This window comes from Aurantimonas aggregata (assembly GCF_010500835.1).
Lineage (GTDB): Bacteria > Pseudomonadota > Alphaproteobacteria > Rhizobiales > Rhizobiaceae > Aurantimonas > Aurantimonas aggregata.
Window position 1 is genome coordinate 44,147 of record NZ_JAAAMJ010000010.1, and the last position, 26,301, is coordinate 70,447.

The following is a 26,301-nucleotide window of genomic DNA, read 5'->3' on the forward strand; positions in this document are numbered from 1 at the left end:
CTTTCACCCATCCCCCACCACCACGTCCGCGGCGACGCTTCCCCCGAGCACCAGCCGCATGTTCGGCAGGTCGTTGCCCTCGAGTTTGTCGGTCAGCGCCTGGCCGGTGAGGCCGAGGCCGAGCCAGCGGTCGGTGAGGCGCTGGCGGAGCACCGCTTCGGGGACGTCGAGCATGACGGTGAGGTCGAAGCGGGTGCGCAGGGCCCTCCAGTCGGGGTGGTCGAGGAGCAAATAGTTGCCCTCGACGAGGATGATCCGGGCGGCGGGTTCGATGATGCGGGCGCCGGCTCTGGCGATCTCGATGGCGCGGTCGAAGACCGGCACGGCGACGGCGCGGCCGTCGTCGGCCCGGAGGCGATCCAGCATGATCGCCAGCCCGTCGACGTCGAATGTGTGCGGCGCGCCCTTGCGGGGGCGGTGGCCGCGGGCTTCCAGCACGAGGTCGTCGTAGTGGAAGCCGTCCATCGGCAAGATGTCGGCAAGGCCCGGCGACGCAGCGTTCAGCCTTTCGCGCAGCATCTCGGCGGTGGTGCTCTTGCCGGAGCCCGGCGAGCCGGCGATGGCAACGACGAGGCGGCCGGCGGCGCCCTGGCGGGCAAGGATCAACGCGGCGAGGTCGTCGAGCGTCAGGCGGCTCATCGAGCGGGCCTCGGGTGCAGGGCGGGACAGCGCCGGAGGGCCGTCGGAGAGCGGCGGAAAGGAAGGCCGGCGGCCGGGAGGGAAGGTCTCAGACGGCGCCGGGACAGGGCGACAGCCGGCCGGGCGGCCCGCGCAGGGCGTCCGGGCAGGGCGCGGGCCGCATAGCGCCGCGACCGGCGGAGACGCGCTGGCTGGGTCGGTTCGAGACAACGGCCGTTCACCAAGAAGACGATTCGTCACGCGCAGTGCCCTTTCAATCGGTGCCCCGAGCCCGCTTATCTGGTGCCAGCAATCGAACGCAACGGAGACGGCCATGTCCCTCGCCCTCAAAGGCATCCATCATCTGACCGCGATTACTGCCGACGCGCCGGGCAATCTGCGCTTCTACACGCAGCTGCTCGGGCTGCGGCTGGTCAAGAAGACGGTCAACCAGGACGACACGAGCGCATACCACCTGTTCTACGCGGACGGGAAGGCGACGCCCGGCACCGACATCACCTTCTTCGACTGGCCGGCACCGCGCGAGCGGCGCGGCACCCATGCGATCTCGCGCACCGCGCTGCGGGTGGCGGGTTCGGACAGCCTTGCCTACTGGCGCGAGCGGCTGGTGTCGGCCGGCGTCGACGTCGGCGCGGTCCGCGACCTCGACGGCCGCGCCTCGCTCGATTTCGAGGATCCGGAAGGCCAGCGCCTCAGGCTGGTCGACGACGGCGGAAAGGGCGAAGCCAACCCGTGGGACGCCAGCACCGTGCCGGCCGAGCACCAGATCCGCGGCCTCGGGCCGATCACCATCTCGGTGCCGGACCTGTCGCGCACCGCGCCGATCCTGACGGTGCTGATGAACATGCGTGAGGCGCGCAGCTACGAGGATGGCGGCGCCACCGTGCATGTCTTCGAGATGGGCGAGGGCGGGCCGGCGGCGGAGCTGCACGTCGCGGTCGAGCCGGGCCTGCCGCAGGCGAGCCAGGGCGCCGGCGGCGTCCACCACGTCGCCTTCCGCGCCGCCGACATCGACGAGCTGCACCAGTGGACGGAGCGGTTGAAGGGCTTCCGCCTGCCGTCGAGCGGCGAGGTCGAGCGCTACTATTTCCGCTCGCTGTATTTCCGCGAGCCCAACGGCATCCTGTTCGAGATCGCCACCGACGGCCCGGGCTTTGCCGTCGACGAGCCGATGGAGAGCCTCGGCGAGAGCCTGTCGCTGCCGCCGTTCCTGGAGGGCAAGCGGGCCTCGATCGAGGCAAACCTGAAACCGCTGAAATAAGGGGACGACGATGACCAACGACATGTTCGCCGCCCGCCTCCGCCTGTTGACGGCGGGGGTATCGCTCGCCACCGCGAAACTGGCGGTGGTCTGCCTGCACGGGCGCGGCGGCTCGGCCGAGGACATTCTCGGCCTCGGCCAGGCGCTCGGCGAGGACGGCATCGCCTATCTGGCGCCGCAGGCCGATGGCGGCGCCTGGTATCCGCGGCCCTTCATGGAGCCGATCGCCGCCAACGAGCCGTCGCTGTCGGCAGCGCTCGGGCGGGTCGATGAAATCCTTGACGGCCTCGCGGCCCAGGGCGTCGGGCCCGAGCGCCTGGTGCTGGCGGGCTTTTCGCAGGGCGCCTGCCTGTCGGCAGAATTTCTCGCGCGCAACCCCGGCCGGGTCGGCGCGCTGCTCGGCTTCTCGGGCGGGCTGATCGGCCCATCGGTGGCGGACCGGGAGACGCCGGCCGACCTGACGGGCATGCCGGTCTTCCTCGGCTGCTCGGAGCGCGATCCGTTCATCCCGGCCACAAGGGTCCGCGAGACGGCGGAGCACCTGCAGAAGCGCGGCGCGAACGTGACGGCGAAGCTCTATCCGGGCAACGCCCACACGATCAACCAGGACCAGATCGACGAGGGCCGCGCCCTGCTGGCAAAGCTCGCCGGCTGAGGCTTTCGCGCTTGAGACAATCCCCCCCCCGACGGCGTTTCGGCGGGCGGGAGAGAGTGCGGGGTGGCGCGGATTCCGGCTGGCGCATGACGGCCCGCCAGCATAGTCTCCGCCAAGGGATGTGTCCCGGCGGGAGATCAGGCATGCGCGTCATCGGCAGTTGGTCAGCGGCGCTGGCCGCGCTAGTCCTCGCTCTGGTCGTCGCCGTTCCCGCAGGGGCGCAAGTTGCCGAGCGGCGCATCGTCACCACCGAGGGCGCCGATTATTTCGGCCGTGACTACGACATCCTGAAGGAAGTCGACCTCGACCTCTGCACCGCCGCCTGCCTCGGCGATCGGCGCTGCAAGGCCTTCACGCTCAACACCAACAGCCAGTGGTGCTTCCTCAAGGAAGAGGTCGGCGAATTGCGCACGGTGGCCGGCGCCGTCTCCGGCAAGGTCGTCGTCGCGGCCGCCGTCGACGACGACACGATCGCCGCCCGCGAGGCCGAGCTCGCCTTCCTGCCACGCGCGACGCTCGACGAGGCACGCCGGCTGCGGCTGGAACTCGCCGGCGCCGACCGCGACAGCCAGTTCGGCGAGGTCACCGCCGACAGTCTCGCCGCCCGCGCCGCAGCGGCCTTGTCGCTGCCGGAGGCGATCCGCGCCTGGCGCGAGGCGCTGCAGCGCGACCCGCTCGACCATCGCGCCTGGCTGGGGCTGGCGGACGCGGCACTGGATTACAATCCCGAGCAATATTCCGAGCGGCCGCAGAACGACCGGTTCCGCGAGCTGGGCGCCGTCAACGCCTATCTGGTGGCGTCCGACGACGCCGGGCGGGCGGAAGCGCTGCGGGCGCTGGGGGCGAGCTTCGAGGCGAAGCAGGACTGGAAGAGCGCCATCCGCAGCTATCGCGAAAGCCTCGAGATCGCCGACGTCGAAACCGTGCAGTCGCGGCTCGACGCGGTCATCGCCGAGCACGGCTTCCGCATCCTCGAAAACACGGTCGACAACAACTCCGCCAACCCGCGCATCTGCCTGACCTTCTCCGACACGCTGTCAGGGGCGATCACCGGCTCGGAGAACGCCGGCGACTATGTCAGCGTCGAGGGCGGCGACAATCTGCCGGTGACGGCGAGCGGCAACCAGATCTGCGTCGACGGCGTCACCCATGGCGAGCGCTACCGCATCGTCGCGCGGGCCGGCATCACCGCGATCGACGGCGAGATGCTGGGCCGGCCGGCCGAGATCAGCGTGTATGTCCGCGACCGCGACCCGTCGGTGCGCTTTACGACGAACGCCTATGTGCTGCCGGCCGGCGGCGAGGCGACGATCCCGGTCACGACGATCAACACCGACCAGATCGAGGCGAGGCTGCAGCGGATCGGCGACCGCGCATTGTCGCGCACGATCGGCGACGCGCGCTTCCTGCGCGGCCTGTCGCAATGGCAGATCGACGAGGTGGCGAGCGACAGCGGCGAGGACGTCTGGACCGGCACGGTCGACGTCGCCCGCGAGACCAACGCCGAGGTGACGACGGCGATCCCGGTCTCGGCCATCGCCGAGACGATCGAGCCCGGCGTCTACATCCTCTCCGCCAAGGCGAAGAACGGCCCGCAATACCAGGACACGCTGGCGACGCAGTGGTTCGTCGTCAGCGACATCGGCCTGACCAGCTTCGCCGCCGAGGACGGGTTCCACGTCCTCGCCCGCTCGCTCGGCACCGCCGGCCCGATCGAGGGCGCGGCACTCGAACTCGTCGCCGTCAACAACCAGGTGCTGGGCACCGCCACCACCGATGCGGCGGGGCATGCGCGCTTTCCCGCCGGCCTCTTGCGCGGCACCGGCGGCGACCGGCCCTCGGTGCTGACGGCGGACAGAGGCGGCGGCGATTTCGTGTTCCTCGACATGACGCAGGCGCCGTTCGACCTCACCGACCGCGGCGTCGGCGGAAGGGCACCGGCCGGGCCGCTCGACATCTTCCTCACTGCCGAGCGCGGCATCTACCGCACCGGCGACACCGCCTTCTTCACCGGCACGGTCCGCAATGCCACGGGCGAGGCGGTCGAGGGCCTGACGCTGACCGGCATCGTCACGCGGCCGGACGGCGTCGAGTTCGCCCGCCGGCAGATCGCCGATCAGGGCGCTGGCGGCTTCGTCTGGGATCTCGACCTGCCGGACAACGCCATGCGCGGCGTCTGGAAAGTGGCGCTGCACACCGATCCGAAGCAGCCGGCGCTGGCCGAGAAGACCGTGATCGTCGAGGATTTCGAGCCGGAGACGATCGATTTCGATCTCGCCGCCTCGGTTGAGACGCTCGACCCGACTTCGCCGCCGACGATCGATGTTTCGGCGCGCTATCTGTTCGGCGCGCCGGCCGGCGAACTGGAGGTCGGCGGCGAGGCGGTGCTGACGGCATCCGACGCGATCGAGGCCTTCCCCGGCTATCGCTTCGGCCTTGCCGGCGACGACACGACGGCCACCCGCCAGCCTTTCGAGAGCGCGACGACGGATGTGGACGGCAACGCCACGCTGGCGATGACGGCCTTCGAGCCGCCGGCGACGACGAAGCCGGTGACGGCCTCGCTGCAGGTTCGGGTCATGGATGCGTCCGGCCGGCCGGTGGAGCGGACGATGACGCTGCCGCTGGCGGGGTCGCAGCCGCGGCTCGGCCTCAAGCCGCGCTTCGATGGCGCCGTGGCCGAGGGTGCCGAGGCAGGGTTCGACGTGATCGCCATCGATGCGGACGGGGCGCGCCGGTCGCTCGCCGGCGTCGAGTGGCGGCTGGAGAAGATCAATACGCGCTTCCAGTGGTATTCGACCGCCGGCAGCTGGAACTACGAGCCGGTGCGCAGCGGCGAGCGCGTCGCCAGCGGCACGATCGACATCGCGGCAGACACCCCGGCGTCTTTGTCGCTGCCGGTCGAATGGGGCGAATACGAATTGTCGCTGACCGCTCCGGGCGACGCGGCGCTGCCGGCGAGCGCCGGCTTCGACGCCGGCTGGTACGTCGCGACGGCGTCGATGGACACGCCCGACATGGCCCGCGTCTCGCTCGACAAGCCGCTTTACGCCGTCGGCGACACCGCGACGGTGCATATCGAGCCGCGCTTTGCCGGGACGGCGGAAGTGCTGGTGATGGGCGAGAGCCTGATCGCGTCGACCACCGCCGAGATCGGCGCGGAAGGTGGCGAGGTGACGCTGGACGTGACCCCCGAATGGGGCGCCGGCGCCTATATTGCGGCCATCGTCTACCGGCCGATGGATCTCGACGCCAAGCGCATGCCGGGACGGGCGATCGGCCTTGCCCATGCCAGCGTCGATCCGGGCGAGCGGCAGCTGGACGTTTCGATCGCGGCGCCGGCCGAGATCGAGCCCCGCCAGAGCGTCGACGTGGCGGTCACGGTCGACGGCGTTCAGACGGGCGAGACGGCGTATCTCACGCTGGCGGCGGTGGACGAGGGAATTCTCAACATCACCCGCTTCGAGCCGCCGTCTTTGTCGGGCTATTATTTTGGCCAGCGCCGGCTGGGGGTCGAGATCCGCGACCTCTATTCCCGCCTGATCGACCGGATGCAGGGCGCGCCCGGCACGGTGCGCTCGGGCGGCGACGCCAGCGGCAATTACGAGAGCCCGCCGCCGATGGACGAGCTGGTGGCGCTGTTTTCCGGCATCGTCACGGTCGGCGCCGACGGGACCGCGACCGTGCCGCTCGACATTCCGGACTTCAACGGCTCGCTGAAGCTGATGGCGCTCGCCTGGAGCAAGACCGGCGTCGGCGAGGCGCATGCCGACATGCTGGTGCGCGATCCGGTGGTGATCGCCATCAGCCGGCCGCGTTTCCTGGCGCCGGGCGACTCCTCGCGGATCGCCATCGACGTCACCCATGTGGAAGGCCCGACCGGCGAAATCGGCCTGTCACTGACGGGCGGTACCGGCATCGTCTCGCTCGGCGGCGAGGCCGCGGCGCGCCTCGACCTCGGCGAAGGGGCGCGCGAGCGCTTCATGCTGCCGGTGACGGCGGAAGCGATCGGCGACGCCGCCTTCGAGGTGGCGCTCACCCTGCCGGACGGGGCGGTCCTGACCAAGGCCTTCTCGATCCCGGTGCGCTCGATCGCGCCCGAAACCGTCGAGCGGAGCCGCGTCGTGCTCTCGGCGAATGGCGGGCGGCTGGCGCTCGATCCGGACATCTTCGCCGACCTCGTGCCCGGCACCGGCGCCGCGACGCTGACGGTGACAGGCGCCGCCGAGTTCGACGTCGCCGGCGTCGTGCGGGCCCTCGACCGCTACCCCTATGGCTGCACCGAGCAGATCACCAGCCGGGCGATGCCGCTGGTCTATCTCGACCCGACCATAATCGCGGCCGGGCTCGGCCGCACCGACGACGTGCGCCAGCGGGTCGACGAGGCCATCGCCGGGGTGCTCGCCAACCAGTCGTCGAACGGCAGTTTCGGCCTCTGGCAGCCGGACTACGGCGACCTCTGGCTGGATGCCTATGTCACCGACTTCCTGACCCGCGCCAGGGAAGCCGGCTACGCGGTGCCCGAAACCGCCTTCACCCTGGCGATCGACAATCTGCGCAACAGCCTCGCCTATCTGCCGGAAAAGCCGGATTTCGGCCCGGTCGCCTACGCCTATTACGTCCTCGCCCGCAACGGCCGGGCGGCGATCGGCGATCTGCGCTACTTCGCCGACAACGAACTGGACAACTTCAGGACGCCGCTCGCCAAGGCGCAGATCGCCGCGGCGCTGGCGCTCTATGGCGACCGGGTGCGGGCGGAGCGGATCTTCCGTACGGCGATCGACGCGTCCGCCAGCCGGATGACGCCGATCCCGGGCCGCACCGATTTCGGCACGCCGCTGCGCGACGATGCCGCGATCCTGACGCTCGGGCTGGAGACGGATGTCGACGGGCTCTCCTTCGACGGGCTGGTGCAGCGGGTCAATGCGGCGCGGCAGGAGACGCGCCACACCAGCACGCAGGAAGACGCCTGGTCGCTGCTGGCCGCCCACGCGCTGCTCGGCCGCAACCCGCCGCAGCTGACCGTCGGCGGCGAGGACATCGACGGCGTCTATTCGCGCGCCTTCGATGCGGCCGGTCTCGCCAGTGGACTGGACCTCGCCAACCGGGCGGCGACGCCGGTGACGGCGGAGGTGACGCTGCGCGGCGTGCCGGCGATCGCGCCGCCGGCCTCGGTCGACGGCTACGCGATCAGCCGCAGCTACTACACGCTGGAGGGCGACCTCGCCGACCCGGCCGAGATCGGCCAGGGCGACCGGCTGGTGGCGGTGGTCGAGATGACGCCGGTGGACTCCGGGCCGGCGCGGCTGATCATCGACGATCCGCTGCCGGCGGGCTTCGAGATCGACAATCCGGCGATCCTGCGCGGCGGCGACGTCGCGGCGCTCGACTGGCTGGAACTGACCGGCGAGGCGGCGCATACCGAGTTCCGCGCCGACCGCTTCCTCGCCGCCGTCGACCAGGGCGACGGCGACACCGCGACGCGGCGCTTCGCCTATATCGTCCGGGCGGTTTCGCCGGGCGAGTTCGTGCATCCGGCGGCCCTGGTCGAGAACATGTACGACCCGACCCGGCGCGGGCGCACCGACGAGAGCCGGGTCAGCGTCGTCGGCCCGCTGCGGTGACGGGCAGGGAGCCGCTGCCATGTCGCGGCTGAGGAAGTGGGCGCAGGGCGGGCTGCTCGCGCTGCTCCTCGCCATCGTCGTGGTCGGCAGCTTCTATTCGGCCTTCGAACGGGCCGTGGCGACGCGCATCGCCGGCTTCGCGACGCCGGTGACCGGGGTCGAGGTGCGCGACCGGAACGGCGCGCTGCTGCGGGCCTTCGCCAACGACGACGGCGGATGGCGGCTGGCGGCCGGGGCCGAGGACGTCGACCCGCGCTACCTCGCCATGCTGCTCGCCTGGGAGGACAAGCGCTTCGCCGAGCATCCGGGCGTCGACCCGGTCGCCTTCGGCCGGGCGCTCTGGCAGTCGGCGCGGCACGGGCGGATCGTCTCCGGCGGCTCGACGCTGACCATGCAGGTGGCGCGGATGCTCGGCCGGCTGCCGACCGGCAGCTTTGCGGCGAAGACCGAGCAGATCCTCTCCGCCATCGCGCTGGAGCGCAGCCAGGACAAGGCGGCGATCCTGTCGCTCTATCTCGAACTCGCCCCCTACGGCGGCAATCTGGAGGGCGTGCGGGCGGCGAGCCTGAGCTTCTTCGGCAAGCAGCCACGGCGGCTGACGGCGGCGGAGGCGGCGCTGCTCGTCGCGCTGCCGCAATCGCCGGAGCGCTACCGCCCCGACCGGTTTCCCGAACGCGCCAAAGCGGCGCGCGACCGGGTGCTCGACCGGATGGAAGCGCTCGGCCTGCTCGACGCCGACGAGGCGGAACGGGCCCGCCGCGAGGCGATGCCGCCGTCGCGACGGCCGCTGCCGATGCTGGCGGCGCATGCGGCGGAGCGGCTGCGGGCGGCGGAGCCGGGCCGCAAGATCATCGACCTCACCATCGACAAGGCCGTGCAGGCGCGACTCGAGGCCTACGCGAAGGAGAAGGCCGCGACGCTGCGGAAGCCGGTGAGCCTCGCCATCGTCGTCGCCGACCACGCCACCGGCGAGATCGTCGCCGATATCGGCTCGCCGGATTTGTTCGACCGCGAGCGGCAGGGCTTCGTCGACCTGACGCGGGCGCCGCGCTCGCCGGGGTCGACGCTGAAGCCGCTGATCTACGGCCTCGCCTTCGAGCGCGGCGTGGCGCATCCCGAAAGCCTCGTCGACGATTCGCCGGGCGGCTTTTCCGGCTACACGCCGCAGAATTTCGACCGCGACTTCCAGGGCATCATCACCGCGCGGCGGGCGCTGCAGCTGTCGCGCAATCTGCCGGCGGTGGAACTGCTCAGCGCAGTCGGCCCGGCGCGGCTGGTCTACCGGATGCGGCGGGCGGGCGCCAAGCCCGAGCTGGGCGACCGCTCGCTGCCGGGCCTCGCGATCGGGCTCGGCGGCATCGGCCTGACGCTGGAGGACCTCGTCGCGATCTATGGCGGCATCGCCCATGGCGGCGTCGCGATGCCCCTGCATATCGAGCCGGGGGCGGCGGCAACCGGCAAGCGCATCCTGTCGCCGCAGGCGGCCTGGTACGTCACCTCGATCCTTGCCGGCGCGACCACCACCGCCAAGGGCTCGCCGGGCACGATCGCCCACAAGACCGGCACGTCCTACGGCTACCGCGACGCCTGGACCGTCGGCTATGACGGCCGCCACGTCGTCGGCGTCTGGCTCGGGCGGCCGGATGGCGCGCCGGTCGAAGGCCTCGTCGGCGAGGCGAGCGCGGTGCCGGTGATGCAGGACGTCTTCGCTCGGCTCGGGCCTCCGGCGCGGCTGGCCGGCCCGCCGCCCGGCATCCTCGCCTCGGCAGGTAGCGGCCTGCCGCCGCCGCTGCGCCGCATGGGCCGCGCCGCCGAGCGCGCGGAGGCCGGGCTGAAGCCGGAGATCGTCTTCCCGCCGAACGCCGCGCGGGTGGAAGTCGGCTTCGGCGAGGGCGGAAGCGCCGGGACGGGCACGCTGCCGCTAAAAGTCCGCAACGGCCGACCGCCCTTCACCTGGTATGTCGACGGCCGCCCGGTGACCCTCGGCACGCTCGAGCGCCAGTCGAGCTGGCAACCGGCCGAGCCGGGCTTCCTCAGCATATCGGTCGTGGACGCCACGGGGGCGGCGGCAGCGACGCGGGTGTTCGTGGAGTAGGGATGGGCAGAGGCACCGAGTTGGGAGGGCGAGGGGTCATTGGGGGACCGCTGCCAATTGGTCCACTTCGCGCCCATTTTAGCCACTCAACTGGCGTCCGAGATTTCCCAAAAGCTGCCCCTGAGCCCTGGGGATGTGTGCGTACTGGCGTCGGCTCTGGGTGGGTATGCCATCTTTGCGCAACCGAGTTCTGCAGAGTGGATTCGGCTCGGGCTTTTCAGCTAGGATGAGCGCAATCGCCCCTAACAGGGCCTGGATATGAGCTAAGCTTGCTCAATGTCGACCAGATTTCTCAAACAGTACGTACTTCCCTCCGACGGCCACGCGTTTGTTGGCCGCATTTATGATCTTTCCATAATCGGACTTCATTTCGAAACGTACGATGAACTTTCTAAGCACGACGATTGCAAATATGCCTACGACGTCAATCAAGTTCTCTCAATGCTGACCCGACGCGTAGAATCACTTAACATGGTCGGAGGTATGCTGTGGCCATCAAGTATGCCTGATAGTTTCAAGCAGTTTCCAGTTTCGCGCTACGAATGGCTGACGATATGTGCGGACGTGTTCCTTGCCCGCTACGTTTCGGTTGTTGATTGCGCGATGATTCTGGTCAGCCAAGTTTTCGAATGCACACTCGCTTTCGAAGCTTGCACTGCGCAAAATCTCAAAAAGAAGTCGATTCCCGGAGAGCTTCTCGCTCATTTGGTGGCCATGATTGACGATCAAGGCGACTTGCGCCACGAGCGAAACCGCCGTTTTCACCATGGACTTGAACGCCGTTTCAGCTCGGATGACCAAGTTTTTCTTGTCGCCAGCCTCTTTGAGCATCGCTTTAGTGGAGCAGTGGGGCCTAATGGCCGAGCGCTGCCTGTTGAGCGACTTTATCGGGAGGGCCTCGTTGAACTTCAACGCGAGTTCAATGCCGCTATGAAAAAACTCGTCCGGCAGCTCAATTGGCTTTACGACGCCCTCCACCCGGAATTTGATCGCCGGTTCTCACCTAAATTCAGGGCTGGATCGTTCGCCCGCAAGGGGGCGGAATGATGATTTTCAAAGACGCCGGAACAATTGTGCCAGTGTGGCAGATCAGCCGGGTAGATCCTGGTTACATCTACATTGTCGAGAACCACGGTAAATACAAAATTGGAAAGTCGAAGCGGGGTAAAAATTGGCTTAGAGCGGCAAAGACCTGGCTGCCTGACATGACGCTAATCGGCCAAAAGCCGTTTTGGGGAATGTCGCACCATGAACGGTGCCTGCACGCCGGTTTTTCGAGCTACTGGTACTCGGGAGAATGGTTCGATTTTACCGGCGACAACGATGCCTTGGATTTACTGTTAGAGGGCTTCACGGCGTTCAGCGATGACAATCCGGACAAAAACTCCGTGGATTTCGTTTACTGGTTCAATGGCAAGGGAATGGCCGAATTCCTCATGGAGCAGGCAAGCCAGAAGCTTTCTCTGCCGAAATTTCAAAAGCAGGAATCAATCAATCAAAAGCCGCGGTACTAGGCTTTTAGACAAAGTACGATTACGTCCGCTAGGCTGTCCCACATTGATGAGAGATGTTCTGGTGACGGTGCGAAATTGGGTGAGTGTACGTAGCGATTTAGAGTATCTGCCGAAACGAGCTTGTCCCCTTGTTGGAACTTCCGAACCACATCCATCTGCTTGCTGTCGATTGCTCCCGCCGCTAACAGATGTTGGCCAACCTTTTCTAGTCTCTTGGCAAGCTTGTCGTTCTCATGAACCGGCACGTTTGCCGACTTGATATAATTCTCCAGGGCAAGCTCGATAAGGACTCTGAGGAGAACCGATACTGCGTTCGGGTGATTTCTGAGCTCGAGGTGAAACTGCAGCTCCTCCCAAATCTGATGGTGTCGTTGGAGGCGACCCGGCCAAGTCAGCCCGAAATCCTTGGGAGGGATGAGGGTCGATCGTATGGTGGGAACGGCCTTGGCAGTGGGTTTGGCTTTGGGCTGCGTGGGCGGACCTTTCGCAGGGACAGCAATGGTGTGGCGAGGGCCGGGAAGGACACCTTCGCTGTCCAACCTGTTCAGATATGCTTCCTTGCCATCAACGTCCCAAAGATGCCCAAGCACAACTTTGCGGCTCGCGAGATCACTCGCAATTCTGGCAAGAGCATCAAGGGTCGCTGTTTCATCATGGGTATACTCGAACCGCCCCCTCTTCATGCTTATGCCGACGCGGTTTCTGAAAGGCTCGGCTGACAAAAGGCGATTGAGTGTCGATCGAGGTAATTTCCTTCGAGAAGGCAAGAGATTGGCGGCTGCCAATCGCTGCTCGATTTCGTCCGCGACGCTGGGACCGTTGCTTTTTCCAGTACGGGCCACAAACGTGGCCTTCATCCGGTCGTCCCATGTGCTTTGACCGACCCCGTTTTGCGATCCTGTATGTCTACGGAATAGAATTTCGTCGATTCGATCCCGATCAGCTTCGACTTGGCACTGGATGCTTTTGGGAAAGTTTCCAGTCCATCTAGACCGTTGCTCTCGGAAAAACTCTTGAAGCTCAGAAGTCGTTGCCCGACGGGGGTCCTCAAGGAGTTTCAGGCATGTCACGCGCCGGTTTCCGTCGAAAACCACAAACTTATCATCCTCGGGGCAGACTAGGGGAAACTCAAAAATCTCCTGTTGTTCGACAATGTCCTTCGCGAGATTGCGCATATGCTGTTCGCGCTCTTTGAAGAGCCACGCAATAGCAGCCGTTTCGTTTTCAAGCTCGCCGTGACGATCGTTGGCCCGATTAACTTTGAGCGAGCCAAGTGAAATATTCCTGATAGCCATTATTTCCCCCCACCTAACGCTATCACTTCAAGTGCTTCTGGCAAGGTGCCATGGATCGGCAATAATCAGCGGGTCATTGGGGGCGCGCTTTTGGTAGGCTTGAGGCCGCGGCCAGACAACAGCTATCGCAGTCTTTGATCCCTATGGCGGACTATCCCTCCTGGCCCCAAGGTGACTTTGATGGCAAGACCGATGTACGACCGCATCGGATCGTGAACTGATCGGCAGATTCCGCCCCTGAGTGCTTGATAGCTGCCGGTCCGCTATCGGCCCGGCTCGCCACGCAGCGGCACCCATCCCGGCTAGCATACCAGTTGTGACGCCGCCCCCGCCGCGATATGGCATCCCGGACGAATTTTGCGGCAGAGGCCTTCATGACGTTTACCGAGCGGCTTTACCGTCGGTCGCTGGTTGCGGCGATCACCGCCGGCTTTGCCCTGCTGATCGTGCTCGGCCTCGCCGTCGCCTGGCTGGTGGTGCGGACCCAGGAGAGCAGCCAGACCGTCACGCACACCTACCAGGTGGAGGTGACGCTGTCGCAGATCCGGGTTCTCGTCGAGCGGGCGGAAGCGGCGCGGCGCGGCTTTCTGCTCGAGCCGCGCGATGGATTCCGACGGGTGTTCGAGGAGACCGTGGCGCAGATTCCGCCGCTCCTCGACGACATGGCAGGGATGGTCGCCGACAATCCGCCGCAGGTCGAGCGCGTCCGGCAACTGACGTCGCTCACCAACGAGCACCTGGCGCTGCTGCGCGAATCGATCGCCGAACGGGAGGCCGAAGGCCTGCGGCCGGAGGATATCGGCCGCGTCGGCGCCGAGGACATCGCGCTGATCGTCGGCATCCGCGACGTGGCGCGGGCGATGTCGCAGGCCGAGTCCGATCTCCTGCGCGAGCGCACCGATTCCCAGCAGGCCTTCGTCGCCACCTCCTATGCGTTCATGACCGGCGCCTTCGTGCTGCTGCTGCTCGTCGCCCTCGGAACGATTTGGGCCGCCCGGCAGAACGTGCGCGAACTGCGCCAGTCGCGCGACAAGCTGCGCTTTCTCAACGACGATCTGGAATCCGTCGTGCAGACGCGGACCGCCGATCTGCAGCGGGCGAACGATGAGATCCAGCGCTTCGCCTACATCGTCTCGCACGATCTGCGCTCGCCGCTGGTCAACGTCATGGGCTTTACCAGCGAGCTCGACGCGGCGACCAAGCAGCTTGCCGAGATGCTCGACAAGGTCGAGGCCGAGGCGCCGGAGACCGTGTCGGAGGACGCGCGGCTGGCGGTCCGCGAGGACCTGCCCGAGGCGATCGGCTTCATCCGCTCCTCGACCGAAAAGATGGACCGGCTGATCAACGCCATCCTGCGCCTGTCGCGCGAGGGCCGCCGCGTCATCACGCCGGAGCGGATCGACATGAATGCGATGGTCCGCGGCATCGTCGACAGCCTGCAGCACCGGCTGACCGAGGTCGGGGCGGAGGTCAAGGTCGAGCCGCTGCCCGACCTCGTCAGCGACCGGGTGGCGATCGAGCAGATCTTCTCCAACCTTATCGAAAACGCGGTGAAATACCTGAAGCCCGGGCGGCCGGGCGTGATCAAGGTGCGCGGCAAGCGGCAGAACGACCGGGTGGTCTTCGAGATCGAGGACAACGGGCGCGGCATCGATCCGAAGGACCACGACCGGGTGTTCGACCTGTTCCGCCGCTCCGGCTCACAAGATCAGCCGGGTGAGGGAATCGGGCTGGCACATGTGCGCGCCCTGGCTTATCGACTGGGCGGAATGATCGGTTGCGACTCGGCGCTTGACCAAGGGGCGACTTTCCGCCTTTCAATGACAGCCAAGCTGCATGAGACATGAGGACGCCGTGAACGCTCAACTCCCCGTGAATATCGTGATGATCGAGGATGACGAGGGTCACGCACGCCTCATCGAGAAGAACATCCGCCGTGCCGGCGTCACCAACCCGATCCGTCACTTCACCGACGGCACCTCGGCGCTCAAGTTCCTTTACGATGCTCCCGACGGCCCGGCGCATAACGGCCCGGCGCTGGTGCTGCTCGATCTCAACCTGCCGGACATGAGCGGCACGGACATCCTCACCCGGATGAAGTCCGACGGGCCGCTGAAGCGCACGCCGGTCGTCGTCCTGACCACCACCGACGACAAGGTCGAGATCCAGCGCTGCTACGATCTCGGCGCCAATGTCTACATCACCAAGCCGGTGAACTACGAAGCCTTCTCCCAGGCGATCCGGCAGCTGGGCCTGTTCCTGTCGGTGATCCAGCTCCCCGACCCCGAGGTTGGCGGCTAAGATCCCTTGCCCCGCGTATTGTACATCGACGACGACGAGGGACTGAGGCTTCTGACGCAGCGCGCCCTCCGGCGCCGCGGCTACGAGGTCGCGACCGCTGCCGGCGGGCCGGAGGGCCTGGCGCGCCTCGAGGCTGAATCGTTCGATCTCCTCGCCATCGACCACTACATGCCGGGCATGGACGGGCTGGAGACGCTGGCGCTGGTGCGGGCGCTGCCGTCGCCGCCGCCGGTCGTCTACGTCACCGGGTCGGAGGAAAGCCGCGTCGCGGTCGCAGCGCTCAAGGCGGGCGCTGCCGACTACGTGGTGAAGACGATCGGCGAGGATTTCTTCGACCTTCTCGCCTCGACCTTCGAGCAGACGCTGGCGCATGCCCGGCTTCTCGCCGAGAAGACCGACGCCGATGCCGCGCTGAAGGCCAGCAACGACCGGCTGGCGGCGCTCCTCAAGGAGGCCAACCACCGGGTCGCCAACAGTCTTCAGCTCGTCTCGGCCTTCGTGCAGATGCAGGCCTCCAGCCTCGACAACGAGGAAGCCCGCATCGCGCTGAAGGACACCCAGCAGCGCATCCGGGCGATCGGCCAGGTGCACCGCCGGCTCTACACGTCCGACGAGATCGCCACGGTCGACATGGCCGACTATCTCAAGGTGCTGGTGGAGGAGCTGGAGGAGACCTGGTCGACGCCGTCCTCGCCGCGCCATGTGGTGCTCGACGTCGAGGCGATCCGGCTGAACACCGACAAGGCCGTCTCGGTCGGCGTGGTGGTCAACGAACTCGTCAGCAATGCCTGCAAATACGCCTACGAAGAGGGCGAGGCCGGCGAGATCCGGGTGTCGCTGGCGCAGCTGGCGGAGCGCTTCATGCTGATCGTCGAGGACGACGGCAAGGGCACGATCAAGCCGCAGCAGGCCAAGAGCACGGGGCTCGGCACCAAGCTGATCCGGGCGATGGCCCAGAGCCTCAACGCCGCCATCGAATATGGCGACGGGCCGAATGTCCGGGTGATGCTGCAGGCGCCGCTCTGAGGCCTGCCGGCGCGGCTCCGGCCGCTACCGCTTCATCAGCCTGATCGCCTCGCCGACGATGCCGCGCCGGAACAAGAGCACGCACAGGACGAAGATGACGCCGATGATCACCGTCACCGGGATGTCGGACGTCGCGAAATAGTTCTGCATCGTGACGACCAGCGCCGCGCCGACGGCGGGTCCGAAGATCGTGCCCATGCCGCCCAGAAGCGTCATCAGCACGACCTCGCCCGACATTTGCCAGGCGACGTCGGTGAGCGTCGCGATCTGGAACACCAGCGCCTTGGTGGAGCCGGCGAGGCCCGTGATCGTCGCCGACATGACGAAGGCGCCGAGCTTGTATCGCTCGACCCGGTAGCCAAGCGAGATGGCGCGGTTCTCGTTCTCGCGGATCGCCTTGAGGACGTGGCCGAAGGGCGAGTTGACGATTCGCCAGACGGCGAAGAACCCCGCGACGAACACCGCCAGCACGAAATAATACATGTTCAGCGTCGAGCCGAGGTCGATCAGCCCGAGCAGATGGCCGCGCGGCACGCCCTGGATGCCGTCCTCGCCATGGGTGAAGGGCGCCTGCAGGAAGATGAAGAACACCATCTGCGACAGCGCCAGCGTCACCATGGCGAAGTAGATGCCCTGCCGGCGGATGGCCAGCGCCCCGATGACGAGGCCCATCAGCCCGGCGCCGGCGGCGCCCAGGAGGATCGCCGAGAGCGGCTCCCAGCCCCAGACCTTGGCGGCATGGGCGGTGAAATAGGCGGCGCCGCCGAAGAAGGCGGCATGGCCGAAGGACAGGAGCCCGACATAGCCGAGCAGCAGGTTGAAGGCGACGGCGAACAGCGCGAAGCACAGCACCTTCATGATGAACACGGGATAGACGAAGAACGGCACGGCGATCAGCCCCGCCAGCGCGACGATCGCCACGGCGACGCCGAGCCAGCCGAGCCGCCGCTGCGCCGAGCCCTGTCTTGCCGGGGCTTTCGCGCCGGGTTCCCGCACGACGGTGCCGGTCTCGTCGAGGCTGGTCATTTCAGGCCTCCTTTCCGAACAGGCCCGCCGGGCGGACCATCAGCACGATCGCCATGATGACGAAGACGACGATGTTGGAGGCCTCCGGGTAGAACACCTTGGTCAGGCCCTCGAGAATGCCGAGCGCGTAGCCGGAGACGATCGCGCCGAGGATCGAGCCCATGCCGCCGATCACCACCACGGCGAAGACGATGATGATGATGTTCGTGCCCATCAGCGGGCTGACCTGGTAGATCGGCGCGGCGAGCACGCCGGCGAGCGCGGCAAGCCCGGCGCCGAGCGCGTAGGTCAGCGTCAGCAGCATCGGCACGTTCACGCCGAAGGCCTGCACCAGCTGCGGGTTCTCGGTGGCGGCGCGCAGATAGGAGCCGAGGCGGGTCTTCTCGATCAGGAGCCACGTCGCGAGACACGCGACGAGCGAGGCGACGACGACGAAGCCGCGATAGTTCGGCAGGAACATGAAGCCGAGATTGGTGCCGCCGGCGAGCAGCGGCGGCGTCGGGTAGGGCTGGCCAGCCGCGCCGAAATAGTAGCGGAACGTGCCCTCGATGATCAGCGCCAGGCCGAAGGTGAAGAGCAGCCCGTAGAGATGGTCGAGATCGTAGAGCCGCGACAGCATCGTCCGCTCGATGATCGCCGAGAGGAACGCCACGATCAGCGGCGCGAGGACCAGCGTCGGCCAGAAGCCGAGCCCGGCATAGTGCAAGATCAGATAGGCGGTGAAGGCGCCGAGCATGTACTGGGCGCCATGGGCGAAGTTGATGACCCGCAGCAGGCCGAAGATCACCGCGAGGCCAAGGCTGAGCAGGGCGTAGAACGAGCCGTTGATGAAGCCGATCAGCAGCTGGCCGAGCAGCGCCGGAAGCGGAATGCCGAAGATCATGGTCATTTCGGGTTACACTCCCACCACGTCGTGCAGCCGGTCCATCTTCGCATCGAGCTCCGATGTCGGGAAGCTTTCGAGGATGTGGCCATCCTCCATCAGGAAGAAGCGGTCGGCGACGCGGCGGGCGAAGCGGAAGTTCTGCTCGACCAGCAGTAGCGTCATGCCCTGCTTCTTCAGCTCGGTCAGCACGTCGCCGATGCGCTGGATGATGACCGGAGCGAGGCCCTCGGTCGGCTCGTCGAGGAGGATGATCTTCACCCCGGTGCGCAGAATGCGGGCGATCGCCAGCATCTGCTGCTCGCCGCCGGAGAGCTTGGTGCCCGGCGAGTTGCGCCGTTCGGCGAGGTTCGGGAAGAGCGTGTAGATCTCCTCGACGCTCATGCCCCCCTCGGCGACCTTCGGCGGCAGCATCAGGTTTTCGGCGACCGAGAGCGTCGCGAAGATGCCGCGCTCCTCCGGCACGTAGCCGATGCCGGCATAGGCGGTGCGGTGCACCGGCACCTTCATCATGTCCTGGCCGGCGATGCGGATCGTGCCCTCGCGCCGCGGCAACAGGTTCATGATCGCCCGCAGCGTCGTCGTCTTGCCGGCGCCGTTGCGGCCGAGCAGGGTGATCGTCTCGCCTTCGTGGATGTCGAGCGAGACGCCGTGCAGGACGTGGCTCTCGCCGTACCAGCCATGCAGGTCGCGGACCTCGAGAAGGGGGCTGCCCGCCCGGATCTCACTCATGCTCGGTTCCCATGTAGGCTTCGCGCACCTTCGGATTGGCGCTGACCTCGTCATAGTCGCCCTCGGCGAGGATCTCGCCCCGTGCCAGCACGGTGACGCGGTCGCAGAGATCGGCGACGACGTTGAGATTGTGCTCGACCATGACGACGGTGCGATCTTTGACGATCTGTCGGATGAGGTCGGAGATCCGGCCGATGTCCTCGGCGCCCATGCCGGCCATCGGCTCGTCGAAGAGCAGCACCGGCGGGTCGAGCGCCAGCGTCGTCGCAAGTTCGAGGGCGCGCTTGCGGCCATAGGGCAGCTCGGCGGCGTCGAGATCGGCATAGGCCGACAGGCCGACGGCTTCGATCAGTTCGCCGGCGCGGCCATCCAGCCGGTCGAGGACGCGGTTCGAGCGCCAGAACTGCGTGCCGAGATGCGCCTTGCGCTGCAGGGCGACGCGGACGTTGTCGAGAACTGTCAGATGGGGGAAGACCGCGGAGATCTGGAAGGAGCGCACGAGCCCGAGCCGTGCCACGTCGGCCGGCTTCAGCTTCGTGATGTCCTGGCCGCGAAAGCGGATCGTGCCGGCCGTCGGGTTCAGGAACTTGGTCAGGAGGTTGAACACGGTGGTCTTGCCGGCGCCGTTTGGGCCGATCAAAGCGTGGATCGTGTTCTCCCTGATGTCGAGATCGACATTGCTGACGGCCTTGAAGCCGAAGAACTCCTTGGTGAGGCCGCGGGCAGAGAGGATGACCTCCTGCGAAGATGCGCTCATGGGCGAATGCCACTCCCGTCCAGCTCGATGTGAGGCTCGGTGTATTTCCGGCAGATCATGCGGGCAGAGATCGGCTCAGACTGCGGCCCGGACGGCTGGCTGTCCAGTCTGTCGCCGGACCTGCGAGGCGGGACGGCAACGTGCCGCCCCGCCATTGGCGCAGGATCAGTTGGCGAAGCTCGCGACGTCGCAGCCGGATTCCTCGACGGTGAGGAAGGCCTCGCCGCCCGGAACCTGGGCGACTTCGGTGTAGTAGTCCCAAGGACCCTCGGACTCGCCCGGCGCCTTCACCTGGAACAGGTACATGTCGTAGACCATGCGGCCGTTCTCCTGCACCGTGCCGCCCTTGGCGAAGACGTCCTCGACCGGCAGTTCGTGCAGCTTGGCGGCAACTTCCGCCGTGGCGTCGGTGCCGGCGGCCTCGACGGCTTTCAGATACTGCATGACCGCCGAATAGGTGCCGGCCTGGACCATGTTCGGCTTGCGCTGGGTCTTTTCCTCGAACTTCGTGGCGAACTCGCGGTTTTCGTCGCTCTGGTCCCAGTACCAGCCTTCGGTGAGGTTCAGGCCCTGCGCCGCCTCGAGGCCGAGGCCGTGGACCTCGGCGAGGGTGAACAGGAGGCCGGCAAGCTGCTGGCCGGACTGGACGATGCCGAACTCGGCCGCGCCCTTGATGGCGTTGGCGGTGTCGAGGCCGGCATTGGCGAGGCCGATGACCTTGGCGCCGGAGCTCTGCGCCTGCAGCAGGAAGGACGAGAAGTCGGTGGTGCCGAGCGGATGGCGGACGGCGCCGAGCACCTCGCCGCCATTCTCCTTGACGAAATTGCCGGTCTGCTCTTCCAGCGAATAGCCGAAGGCGTAGTCGGCGGTGAGGAAGAACCAGCTGTCGCCGCCGGCCTTCACCAGCGCGCCGCCGGTGCCGACGGCCAGCGCATGCGTGTCGTAGACCCAGTGGAAACCGTAGGGGCTGCACTGCGCGCCGGTCAGCTCGGTGGTCGCCGCGCCGGTGGTGATGGTGATCTTTTCTTTTTCGCGCGACAGGCCCTGCACGGCGAGGGCGACGGAGGAGGTCGTCAGCTCCATGATCGCGTCGACGTTCTGCACGTCGTACCATTCGCGCGCGGTGTTGGAAGCGATGTCGGCCTTGTTCTGGTGGTCGGCCGAGACGATCTCGATCGGCTTGCCGAGAACGGTGCCGCCGTAGTCCTCGACCGCCATGCGGGCGGCCTCGACCGACCATTGTCCGCCGAAATCGGCGTAGACGCCGGACTGGTCGTTGAGGATGCCGATCTTGACGACGTCGTTGGAAATTTCCTGCGCCTTCGCGGCGCCAGCAACGAGGGCGAGCGACGAGGCGGCAAGAAGCAGGGTCTTGAAGCGCATGATGGTGATCCTCCCAGATCGATCGGCCGGCTGGTTGGTCGTAGCGTCTCCCAAAGCGAGACCGAACCGGCGTGGGGGAAGTTGTGCCGCGCCGCAGCGAAGCGTGTCAAGCTGCACCGCGCTGCGCACAGGCAGTTGAAATTCCAGCCGGGACGGGTCGCGAGGCGTTCAGCCCTGCCGCCGGCGCGTTTTCGCAGCAGCGGCACGGTGCCGGCGAAAGCGGGCGTTGAGCACGCGGCCGGCGGTGCGCTCGTCGGTCTCGCCATTCAGCTTCTGGTGATCTCCATCGAGCCAGTGGGCAAGGCGCCTGACGGCAATGTGACGGTTGATGTCGTAGCGCGGGTCGGCGCCGCGGGCCTGGCGCGTCAGGCGCTTGAGTTCGCTCGTGACACGCTCGCGGAGCCGGACGCCGAGCGGGGTGGGGAGATGGGCGGCGCTTTCGGCCGCGATGGCCACGCGCACCGCCGCGTCGTCGAGGCCGAGGCGCCGCAGCAGCACGGCCTTCTCCAGGCGCTGCAGATCGTTTGCCACGGATCGCCGCTGTCGCTCGGCATGGCGGCGAATGGCCGCTGCCAGCGCGGCGTCGAGGGGGGCGGTATCGAAACTTCCGGCCATCTTCTGCTCCAGACGAGAACCGGCGAAGCGTCGCCCGTCTGGCGACGATGGGGATAAAGTCCCTGTGCTTCGAGGGCGACGATGGCGCCTGACCGCTGGCGTATCGTCACAAGCCGCGCGGCACAGAGATCCACGACATAGGAAATTATTCACATATGCCGTGCGGGCCGCTATAGACGATGCATGTGGTGCGAACGGAGGTGTCCCATGCAATCCCCCGACGGCGATGTCCTCGGCGCAGCGGCCGGCCATGGTGCCGGACCGGTTTTCCTCAGACTGGCGACGTGTCGGAACCGGCTGGCCTGCCGCCTGGCGCGCGAGATCGCCAGCGCCTTCTTCGCCGTTCCGGTGCCGGCGATCGCCAGCCCGAACCGCGCCGTCGCGCCGGTCTGCGAGGCGCGCCACGTGGCGATGTATCTTGCCCATGTGGTCTTCCAGGTGCCGCTGGCGGCGATTGCCGGAGCGTTCGGGCGGGACCGCACCAGCGTGGCGCATGCGGTGCGCCGCATCGAGGACCGCCGCGACGACAGGGTTTTCGACGCCATGCTGACGCGGCTCGAAGGGCTGGCGCATGCTGTCAGACTGGCGCTGGAACAGGTGCCGGACGACGCACATGACGCGGGGGTTGCCCGATGACGGCGCGGGCGGGCTTCAACCCGGACGAGTCGCCGCTCGCAAGGTTGGCGACGCGCGGGGGCCGGGCCGGCGGGCCGTTTCTCGACGCGTCGGAAGCCATCGCCGGCGAGCGCCTGCGCGCCGACTTCACCCGCGGCCAGCTGATGCCCGGCATCACCCAGCGCTGGGACAGCCAGCCGCGGCAGGCGCGCGGCAGCAAAGGCAGCCGCGACCTCTCCGACAGCGCCATCGACGCGCGGAAGCGGGTGGACGCCGCCATCGCGGCGGTGGGGCCGGAACTCTCCGGCGTGCTGCTCGACGTCTGCTGCTTCCTGAAGGGGCTGGAGATCGTCGAGCGGGAACGGCAGTGGCCGGCGCGCTCGGCCAAGCTGCTGCTGAAGGCAGGGCTCGGCGTCCTGGCACGCCATTACGGGATCAAGCCGGAACGCGCGAACGACCGGCCGGTGATCAGGCGCTGGGGGACGGCGGATTACCGCCCGACCATCGGCGGCGGGACGGAGTGAAGGGCGGCTGCCGCCCCAACGGCCCCAGCGGCGCCCCGCGGGCGCGCAGTCAGGCGGGCGCCAGCGCCTGTTTCGCGTCGCTCTGGATGCGGTTGACCATCGAGCGCAGGCCATTGGAGCGCTGCGGCGTCAGGTGGTCCTGAAGGCCGAGCCGGCCGAACACCGCCTCGGCGTCGATGTCGAGAATCTCGGGCGCGGTCTTGCCGGAATAGAGCGCCAGCGCGATGGCGACGAGGCCGCGGACGATATGGGCGTCGGATTCGCCGCGGAAGGTCAGATGCGGTGGGTTGGCATCATCGGCTTCGCTGGTGAGCCAGACCTGGCTGACGCAGCCGCGGACCTTGTTCTCATCGTTGACCGCGTCTTCCGGCAGCGGCGGCAGCGCCCGGCCAAGCTCGATCAGATAGCGATAGCGATCTTCCCAGTCGTCGAGATACTCGAAGTCCGTGGTGATGTCCTCGATCGTCTGCATCCTGTCTCCCGCGCTGTCAGGAACCGCCATTCACCGGCAGTTCCCGCATATAGGCGCGGGAAGCCGCGATGTCAGGCCCGGGGGGCGGGGCGCGGGATCGGCAGGTCGTGGGCCTTCGGGCCGCGCGTCGCCGAGTTTTCTGCGGCCATGCCGATCTCGGTGGCGGGAAGGGGCAGGGGACGCGGCTCGGCAATTCGCTCGACGGCCGGCATGGCAAGCGGCGCGCCGCGTTCAATGGTGCCGGTGGCAAGCGGATCGCGGGGCGCGGGGGCGGTGGTCGACGCCATCGTCACGTCGTCGTCGTGCGGGTTGAATGCGCCGGGCAGGCGGGTATCGCCCTCGACGAAGCTGTAGGCGAGGGCAATGCCGTCGCCGATGCGCTCGCCCGCGAACTGGGCGATCTCGCCGCCGGCGGCGCAGGCGGCGGGAGCGCGGTCACAGAAACCGGCGAGGTCGGCGATCGCCGCCTGGGCACCCATCATCGCGGTGAAGACGTCGAATTGCGGTGCGGTGTCCGTTGCTGCCCTTCCGTCGTCGGCCTTCGGCAGAAGCAGCGCGATGAGTCCCAGAATGAAGCCGGCCTTCAAGATGAACCTGATCATGGGATACCCCCGGATGTCGTCCCCAGCCGGCATGATCTTCCGGCCTTTGTCTGTGCTGTTAGAAGCCACAATGCACGAGGGGCGAGAAGGTCCCGTTGAAACGTGTCGACAAGTTTGTCTCAAATGCCACCGATCGCGGCAGAAGCGTCCTCCACGTCATCAGATGCCCGGAGAAGCCCGGAAACCAGGCTTTTGAGGCAAATTGGCGCCGTCGGCGAAGCGTTAACCATATCGGCATTCGATGCCACCCGAATCAAGGACTTGGCCGCGCAACTGGCCTTGTGGAGCGGATGTTCGCCGGCGGTTTATGCCTTCCTTAAACCGTCCCGACCATGATCGCCTCGAAGCCGGGGCAGGCATCGTTGCCGATCTCCGGCTCCCCACGCAGTGAATTAAGTACGAGTAAACGAATGATCGAAGCGTCGGGAGCGAGACGGGATGGGAATGCGGCGAACGCCGTCGCCCGTCTTCTTCGCGAGCGCCTGGACGAGCTCGTGGCACCCGGCATCAGGGAGCCCCGCGAACGGCGACTGCATGCCTGGTCGATCGGTGTCCTGATCGCAACGGGTCTGGCCGCGACGGTCGCGTCGCCGATCCTCGCGGCGCTGGCCATGGACGTTAGCGTCGTCGTGGCGCCGCTGGTGCTGGCCGGGCTGATGCTGGCCGCCGCCGCGTATCTCTCCAACCGCCGCAGCATCGACGCCGCGGCATGGCTCTACGGCACGTTGGCGATCGGCGGAGCGGGCGCCGCGGTCTTCGCGCTGGATGCCGTCCCGGCAAGCTGGCTGCTGGTGCTGGCGGCGCTGCCTCTCGAGGCGCTACTGGCACGGCGCCGGCAGCTGGCGCTGGCTTTGGCGGGCTCGCTGGCCGCTGTGGCCGTCGCGGGTGTCCTCCTCGGTGGGACCCCGGTGTTCGGCTTCGGGATCGCCGACCTGTTCGCGATGGCTCTCATTCTTGCCTATGCCGGATTTGCCGCTCGCCGGCTGCTGGCGCGCCGGCAGGCCCGCATCGTCGTCCGCCGCGCGGCGGATGGCCACGACCTCGCCGCGGCGGCGGATTTCTTCGACGCCGCATGGCTGCGCGTCGATGGCGACGGGCACATTCTTCTGGCTTCCGCCGCTGCCCGCTCGCTGGTGGCGATAGACGAGGCAGATCTGGCCGGGGGCCTGTTCCTCCGGATCCATCCGGCCGACCAGTCAGGGCTCTCGGCAGCGCTCGAGGCGGTCGGCCGCGAGAGCGGACGGCGGCGCGTCGAATTGCGGCTGCGCCGGCGCGACGGCACCTGGCGGCCGAGCTTGGCAGTGCTGGCCGCGGTGCCGGGCGGCGCGGCGGTCGACATCGCCGTCACGGCGCTGGTCGAGGATCGCCCTGACGCCCGCGCATTGCAGACGGCGCTCGAGACCGCCAACCAGTCGTCGGCGGCGAAGAGCCATTTCCTCGCCGCGGTCAGCCACGAACTGCGCACGCCGCTGAACGCCATCATCGGCTTCTCCGACATTCTCCACCAGGAATTCTTCGGTGGCTTCGAGAACGAGCGGCAGAAGGAATATGTCGGGCTGATTCGCCAGTCCGGGCAACACCTCCTGTCGGTGGTCAACAGCCTGCTCGACGTCTCGAAGATCGAGGCCGGGCGCTACGAGCTGGTGCCCGAATCGTTCTCGCCGTCCGAGGCGATGGCGGTGGCGGCCGACGTGGTGCGGGACGAGGCGCAGCGGAAGGGCCTGCGGCTCGACCTGCGGCCCTGCGACGTCGACGTGATCGTCGCCGATCGCCGGGCCTGCCACCAGATCCTGCTCAACCTCCTGTCGAACGCGGTGAAGTTCACCGACAGCGGCGTCGTCACGCTGGAAGCCCGCTCCGATGCCGATTCGATCGAGATCTGCGTCAGCGATACAGGCATCGGCATCGCAGACGCCGATATCGACCTGCTGGGCCGGCCATTCGTACAGGTTTCCTGCGGCACCGCCCGGCGCTATCAGGGCACCGGCCTCGGTCTGTCGCTGGTGAAGGGCCTGGTCGAGCTGCATGGCGGGACTTTCGCGATGACAAGCCAGCCGGCAATCGGCACGATGGTGACGATCCGCCTGCCACGCGATTGCACGAAGATCGAAGAACCGTCATCTCTTCCTAAGGAAAACATCGTAGCTCTGAGTGATGCCCGCACCAAAACGAACACCATCCCGAAGCTCGAAGAAGCGCGCCGCACGGCCTAGCCTCGGTGGCCGGCTGCTGCCGGTTGCCGGAGGGCTGCTGTCGCTCGCCGGCCGTGGCGCCAGGGCCGG

Annotated in this window: 22 protein-coding genes; 12 read left to right on the forward strand and 10 right to left on the reverse strand. The window is 67.3% G+C overall.

Going from position 1 to position 26,301, the window contains the following annotated elements; genetic code table 11:
• Positions 1-3: 3 nt before the first annotated feature.
• Entirely contained in the window at positions 4-639 is a 636-nt protein-coding gene (locus tag GTW51_RS13590; protein ID WP_163044485.1) for a nucleoside/nucleotide kinase family protein, read from the reverse strand.
• Between the two features lie 313 nt (positions 640-952).
• On the opposite strand from GTW51_RS13590, the gene GTW51_RS13595 reads away from it, so the two are divergent.
• The 6 genes from GTW51_RS13595 (at position 953) to GTW51_RS13620 (ending at position 11,788) form a co-directional block, all read left to right on the forward strand.
• Positions 953-1,900, forward strand: coding sequence for a ring-cleaving dioxygenase (locus tag GTW51_RS13595; RefSeq protein WP_163044486.1), 948 nt, complete (start codon positions 953-955; stop codon positions 1,898-1,900).
• A gap of 10 nt (positions 1,901-1,910) precedes the next feature.
• Positions 1,911-2,555, forward strand: a complete 645-nt coding sequence (locus GTW51_RS13600) for an alpha/beta hydrolase (protein WP_163044487.1) — start codon at positions 1,911-1,913, stop codon at positions 2,553-2,555.
• 143 nt (positions 2,556-2,698) lie between these two features.
• A complete protein-coding gene (locus GTW51_RS13605) occupies positions 2,699-8,179 on the forward strand; it encodes an alpha-2-macroglobulin family protein (RefSeq protein WP_163044488.1) in 5,481 nt (1,826 codons plus the stop codon).
• Positions 8,180-8,198: 19 nt separating this feature from the next.
• The gene (pbpC, locus tag GTW51_RS13610) at positions 8,199-10,274 is read left to right on the forward strand and encodes a penicillin-binding protein 1C (RefSeq protein WP_163044489.1); all 2,076 of its coding nucleotides are present in this window, start codon (positions 8,199-8,201) and stop codon (positions 10,272-10,274) included.
• 276 nt (positions 10,275-10,550) lie between these two features.
• Positions 10,551-11,321 (forward strand): hypothetical protein, encoded by a 771-nt coding sequence (locus tag GTW51_RS13615; RefSeq protein WP_163044490.1) that lies wholly within the window; start codon positions 10,551-10,553, stop codon positions 11,319-11,321.
• Complete coding sequence (locus GTW51_RS13620; RefSeq protein WP_163044491.1) at positions 11,318-11,788, forward strand: hypothetical protein; 471 nt, start codon at positions 11,318-11,320, stop codon at positions 11,786-11,788. Before GTW51_RS13615 ends, GTW51_RS13620 begins: the two co-directional genes overlap by 4 nt.
• On the opposite strand, the gene GTW51_RS13625 is transcribed toward GTW51_RS13620, so the two are convergent.
• A complete protein-coding gene (locus GTW51_RS13625; RefSeq protein WP_163044492.1) occupies positions 11,785-13,083 on the reverse strand; it encodes a hypothetical protein in 1,299 nt (432 codons plus the stop codon). The two genes, GTW51_RS13620 and GTW51_RS13625, sit on opposite strands and share 4 nt — an antisense overlap.
• A gap of 374 nt (positions 13,084-13,457) precedes the next feature.
• On the opposite strand from GTW51_RS13625, the gene GTW51_RS13630 reads away from it, so the two are divergent.
• The 3 genes from GTW51_RS13630 to GTW51_RS13640 are packed head-to-tail and all read left to right on the forward strand — an operon-like array spanning position 13,458 to position 16,410.
• Positions 13,458-14,930 (forward strand): sensor histidine kinase, encoded by a 1,473-nt coding sequence (locus tag GTW51_RS13630; RefSeq protein WP_163044493.1) that lies wholly within the window; start codon positions 13,458-13,460, stop codon positions 14,928-14,930.
• Between the two features lie 37 nt (positions 14,931-14,967).
• On the forward strand, positions 14,968-15,384 hold the full coding sequence (locus GTW51_RS13635; protein WP_246233109.1) for a response regulator: 417 nt from the start codon (positions 14,968-14,970) through the stop codon (positions 15,382-15,384).
• Positions 15,385-15,390: 6 nt separating this feature from the next.
• Positions 15,391-16,410, forward strand: a complete 1,020-nt coding sequence (locus GTW51_RS13640) for a sensor histidine kinase (RefSeq protein ID WP_163044495.1) — start codon at positions 15,391-15,393, stop codon at positions 16,408-16,410.
• A gap of 24 nt (positions 16,411-16,434) precedes the next feature.
• On the opposite strand, the gene GTW51_RS13645 is transcribed toward GTW51_RS13640, so the two are convergent.
• From GTW51_RS13645 to GTW51_RS13670, 6 genes are all read right to left on the reverse strand, one after another.
• Positions 16,435-17,436: a branched-chain amino acid ABC transporter permease gene (locus tag GTW51_RS13645; RefSeq protein ID WP_163044496.1), complete on the reverse strand. Its 1,002-nt coding sequence runs from the start codon at positions 17,434-17,436 to the stop codon at positions 16,435-16,437.
• A 1-nt stretch (position 17,437) separates the two neighbouring features.
• Positions 17,438-18,325 (reverse strand): branched-chain amino acid ABC transporter permease, encoded by an 888-nt coding sequence (locus tag GTW51_RS13650; RefSeq protein WP_163044497.1) that lies wholly within the window; start codon positions 18,323-18,325, stop codon positions 17,438-17,440.
• A 6-nt stretch (positions 18,326-18,331) separates the two neighbouring features.
• Positions 18,332-19,051 (reverse strand): ABC transporter ATP-binding protein, encoded by a 720-nt coding sequence (locus GTW51_RS13655; RefSeq protein ID WP_163044498.1) that lies wholly within the window; start codon positions 19,049-19,051, stop codon positions 18,332-18,334.
• The gene (locus GTW51_RS13660; RefSeq protein WP_163044499.1) at positions 19,044-19,808 is read right to left on the reverse strand and encodes an ABC transporter ATP-binding protein; all 765 of its coding nucleotides are present in this window, start codon (positions 19,806-19,808) and stop codon (positions 19,044-19,046) included. The genes GTW51_RS13655 and GTW51_RS13660 overlap by 8 nt, the downstream gene beginning before the upstream one ends.
• Positions 19,809-19,973: 165 nt before the next feature.
• Positions 19,974-21,191 (reverse strand): ABC transporter substrate-binding protein, encoded by a 1,218-nt coding sequence (locus GTW51_RS13665; protein ID WP_163044500.1) that lies wholly within the window; start codon positions 21,189-21,191, stop codon positions 19,974-19,976.
• A 168-nt stretch (positions 21,192-21,359) separates the two neighbouring features.
• Positions 21,360-21,806, reverse strand: a complete 447-nt coding sequence (locus GTW51_RS13670) for a hypothetical protein (RefSeq protein WP_163044501.1) — start codon at positions 21,804-21,806, stop codon at positions 21,360-21,362.
• A 207-nt stretch (positions 21,807-22,013) separates the two neighbouring features.
• On the opposite strand from GTW51_RS13670, the gene GTW51_RS13675 reads away from it, so the two are divergent.
• Positions 22,014-22,442 carry a helix-turn-helix domain-containing protein gene (locus GTW51_RS13675; RefSeq protein WP_163044502.1) on the forward strand — a complete coding sequence of 143 codons (429 nt, stop codon included), beginning with the start codon at positions 22,014-22,016 and terminating at the stop codon, positions 22,440-22,442.
• Positions 22,439-22,945, forward strand: coding sequence for a DUF6456 domain-containing protein (locus tag GTW51_RS13680; RefSeq protein WP_163044503.1), 507 nt, complete (start codon positions 22,439-22,441; stop codon positions 22,943-22,945). The genes GTW51_RS13675 and GTW51_RS13680 overlap by 4 nt, the downstream gene beginning before the upstream one ends.
• A gap of 49 nt (positions 22,946-22,994) precedes the next feature.
• On the opposite strand, the gene GTW51_RS13685 is transcribed toward GTW51_RS13680, so the two are convergent.
• Together GTW51_RS13685 and GTW51_RS13690 are read right to left on the reverse strand one after the other, a co-directional pair.
• Positions 22,995-23,417 carry a SufE family protein gene (locus GTW51_RS13685; RefSeq protein WP_163044504.1) on the reverse strand — a complete coding sequence of 141 codons (423 nt, stop codon included), beginning with the start codon at positions 23,415-23,417 and terminating at the stop codon, positions 22,995-22,997.
• Positions 23,418-23,488: 71 nt separating this feature from the next.
• Positions 23,489-24,052: a DUF5330 domain-containing protein gene (locus tag GTW51_RS13690; RefSeq protein WP_163044505.1), complete on the reverse strand. Its 564-nt coding sequence runs from the start codon at positions 24,050-24,052 to the stop codon at positions 23,489-23,491.
• A 377-nt stretch (positions 24,053-24,429) separates the two neighbouring features.
• Between GTW51_RS13690 and GTW51_RS13695 the strand changes: the two genes are divergently transcribed.
• Positions 24,430-26,232: a sensor histidine kinase gene (locus GTW51_RS13695; protein WP_163044506.1), complete on the forward strand. Its 1,803-nt coding sequence runs from the start codon at positions 24,430-24,432 to the stop codon at positions 26,230-26,232.
• The last annotated feature ends 69 nt before the right edge of the window (positions 26,233-26,301 follow it).